Raw genomic sequence first — 3,576 nt, 5'->3', positions numbered from 1 at the left:
CACTGCGTTGTGCGCGAGACAATCATCTGTGTGGTCAACGGCGACCGCACTCCGATGCGAGCAAAGGCGCTCAAAGACTCCTGCCAATGGTGGCGGGACGCTTTGAGCGCTTTTTTTATGCCCGAAAAAAACGGGCAGAAGAGGGAAGGACTATGAACGGTTTCAAGAAAACATGTCGTGGGGTGCTGGCTGCCGTGACGTTGGGTCTGTCGGCAACGTCTGTAGCAGATGATGCGCTGGGCTGGCCAGAAAAGGCCGACCTCAAGTTCGGTTTTATTAAACTGACGGACATGGCGCCGCTGGCCATTGCCTACGAGAAAGGCTACTTCGAGGAAGAAGGCCTGTTCGTGACCCTGGAAGCTCAGGCCAACTGGAAGGTACTGCTGGACCGGGTGATCGACGGTCAGCTGGATGGCGCTCACATGCTGGCAGGCCAGCCACTGGGGGCCACCATCGGTTACGGTACCGAAGCCCATATCATTACCGCCTTCAGCATGGACCTGAACGGCAACGGCATCACCGTTTCCAATTCCGTCTGGGAAGAAATGAAAAAACATATTCCCAGCAAGGATGGCAAACCGGTGCATCCCATCAAGGCCGACACCCTTAAGCCGGTGGTGGAGCAATACAAGGCCGCCGGCAAGTCTTTCAAGATGGGCATGGTGTTTCCAGTATCCACCCATAACTACGAGCTGCGTTACTGGCTTGCTGCCGGTGGCCTGAACCCGGGCTATTACGCGCCGCACAAGGGCGATACCAGCGGCCAGTTGCAGGCGGACGTGCTGCTGTCGGTGACACCGCCCCCGCAAATGCCCGCCACCCTGGAAGCCGGCACCATTCATGGCTATTGCGTGGGTGAGCCCTGGAACCAGCAGGCCGTATTCAAGGGCATCGGTGTGCCGGTGATTACCGATTACGAAATCTGGAAAAACAATCCGGAAAAAGTGTTCGGGGTCAGCAAGGGCTGGGCGGAGGAATATCCCAACACCCATATCCGTGTGGTCAAGGCGATGATCCGTGCTGCCAAGTGGCTGGACGAAAATAACAACGCCAACCGTCCGGAAGCGGTGAAGATCCTGTCCAAGCCCAACTATGTGGGCGCCGACTATGACGTGATTGCCAACTCCATGACCGGCACCTTCGAGTACGAGAAAGGCGACAAGCGCGAGATCCCGGACTTCAACGTGTTCTTCCGCCACAACGCCACCTATCCCTACTACTCCGATGCCATCTGGTACCTGACGCAAATGCGTCGCTGGGGGCAGATCAGCGAGAGCAAGCCGGATAGCTGGTACATGGACATCGCCAAGAAAGTCTATCGCCCGGACATCTACACCCAGGCGGCCAAGTCACTGATTGCCGAAGGCAAGATCAGCGCCGATGAATTCCCGGATTTCGCCAGCGAAGACGGCTTCAAGCCGCCGCAGAGCGAGTTCATCGACAACGTCACCTATGACGGCCGCAAGCCCAACGAGTACCTGAGCAAGTTCCCCATCGGCCTGAAAGACGGCGACACCCTGTAACCGGGGACGCGAGAGGAAGGAGACAATCATGGTGACCCTGACATTCCCGACCTGGATGGAACCCTACCGCGCCCTGGCCACGGGCAAGGTATCCCCTGATCAGTGGCAAGCACTGATGCGCCAGCTGCTGTGGCCGGTGCTGGGGATAGGCCTGTTCCTGCTCATGTGGCAGTTCGCGGCCCAGCGTATTGATACCTCGCTGGGCCAGTTCCCCGGCCCGGCCCAGGTGTGGGAGCAGGCGGGTAATCTGGTCAGCGAACACCAGCAGTCCCGCGAGCGGGAAGTGGCGTTCCATGAGCGGCAGGAGAAGTACATTGCTGCCCGGCTGCAACAGCAGCCGGACTGGGAGCCGGTCACCCGTGCTTATACCGGTGCGCCCACCTTCTTTGATCAGATCGGTACCAGCCTGATCACGGTCATGAGTGGTTTTCTGCTGGCATCGATGATCGCCATTCCGCTGGGCATCGTCATCGGCCTGAGCAGCACCGTGCACGCGGCGGTGAACCCGCTGGTGCAGTTGTTCAAGCCTGTGTCGCCGCTGGCCTGGTTGCCGCTGGTCACCATGGTGGTGAGTGCGGTGTATGTGAGCGATGACCCGATGGTGTCCAAATCCTTTCTCACTTCCATGTTCACGGTAACCCTGTGCTGCCTGTGGCCCACGTTGATGAATACGGCGGTGGGGGTCACCTCGGTCAGCCAGGATCTGACCAATGTCTCCCGGGTGCTGCGACTCAATGCCCTCAGCCATGTGCGCAAGATCGTACTGCCCTCGGCGCTGCCGATGATGTTCACCGGCCTGCGCCTGAGCCTGGGGATCGCCTGGATGGTGTTGATCGCCGCAGAAATGCTGGCGCAGAACCCAGGCTTGGGGAAATTCGTCTGGGATGAATTCCAGAACGGCAGTTCCCAGTCCCTGGGCCGGATCATGGTGGCGGTGATCGTTATCGGCCTGATCGGCTTCCTGCTGGACCGCCTGATGCTGATGCTGCAGCGCGCTCTGGTGTGGGACAAATCTTCCGTACAGCGCTAAGGATAGGAGAAACGACATGAAAGCATTACTGGAACTCTCCAACGTCGGCATGAAGTTCGACACGCCGAAAGGCACTTTCGAAGCGCTGAAGGATGTGAATCTGAAAATTGATTCCGGCGAATTTGTCTCGCTGATCGGTCACTCCGGATGTGGTAAATCCACCGTGCTCAACATTGTCGCGGGTCTGCTACAGGCCACCGATGGTGGCGTCATTCTGGATAAGCACGAAGTCACTGAACCGGGCCCGGAACGGGCAGTGGTATTCCAGAACCACTCTCTGCTGCCCTGGCTCACGTCGTTTGAAAACGTGGAGTTGGCCGTCAAGCAGGTCTTCAAGAAGACCAAGAGCCGGGCGGAAATTCGCGACTGGGTCGAGCACAACCTGGAGCTGGTGCACATGGCCCATGCCATGCACAAGAAGCCGGATGAAATCTCCGGTGGCATGAAGCAGCGCGTGGGCATTGCCCGGGCGTTGGCCATGCAGCCCCAGGTGTTGCTGATGGATGAACCCTTCGGGGCGCTGGATGCCCTGACCCGTGCCCACCTGCAGGATTCCCTGATGGAGATCCATGCCCAGCTGGGCACCACGGTGATCATGATTACCCACGATGTGGACGAGGCGGTGTTGCTTTCCGACCGCATTGTGATGATGACCAATGGGCCATCCGCCACCATCGGCGAGATTCTGGATGTGAACGTGCCGCGTCCACGGGACCGCCTGGCCCTGGCCGACGATCCTACCTTCGTCCGTTGTCGTCAGCAGGTGCTGCAATTCCTGTACGAGAAACAGCGCAAGGTGGAGCCGCTGCCCAAGCGTACCGACGCTGATACTGGCGCCGCGCGAAAACGGGCCTGATAACCGTTTATTGCTGAGTAGATTCGCCTGCTTTTTTCGCACACCGGAAAGCAGGAAGGGGGAAGGTGTGCCCTGATTTCAGGACATCACTGTTTTTTTCATTTTGGGAAGTTACATCGAGGAAACGACCAAGCAATAGTCTGCCATTGCTGCCGTCTGCAATATGT

At 58.4% G+C, this 3,576-nt stretch carries 3 protein-coding genes; all 3 read left to right on the top strand.

The features are described 5' to 3' along the window. Positions 1 to 152: 152 nt before the first annotated feature. The 3 genes from ACFE0K_RS12135 to ACFE0K_RS12125 are packed head-to-tail and all read left to right on the top strand — an operon-like array spanning position 153 to position 3,409. A complete protein-coding gene (locus tag ACFE0K_RS12135) occupies positions 153 to 1,523 on the top strand; it encodes a CmpA/NrtA family ABC transporter substrate-binding protein (RefSeq protein ID WP_434536309.1) in 1,371 nt (456 codons plus the stop codon). Between the two features lie 28 nt (positions 1,524 to 1,551). Beyond that, the gene (locus ACFE0K_RS12130; protein ID WP_434536308.1) at positions 1,552 to 2,553 is read left to right on the top strand and encodes an ABC transporter permease; all 1,002 of its coding nucleotides are present in this window, start codon (positions 1,552 to 1,554) and stop codon (positions 2,551 to 2,553) included. 16 nt (positions 2,554 to 2,569) lie between these two features. After that, positions 2,570 to 3,409, top strand: a complete 840-nt coding sequence (locus ACFE0K_RS12125) for an ABC transporter ATP-binding protein (protein WP_434536307.1) — start codon at positions 2,570 to 2,572, stop codon at positions 3,407 to 3,409. Positions 3,410 to 3,576: the final 167 nt, after the last annotated feature.

The sequence above is a fragment of the Alcanivorax sp. genome, assembly GCF_051117345.1.
Lineage (GTDB): Bacteria > Pseudomonadota > Gammaproteobacteria > Pseudomonadales > Alcanivoracaceae > Alcanivorax.
Note: the sequence above shows the minus strand (reverse complement) of the source record. Positions and strands in the feature narration are given on the sequence as shown.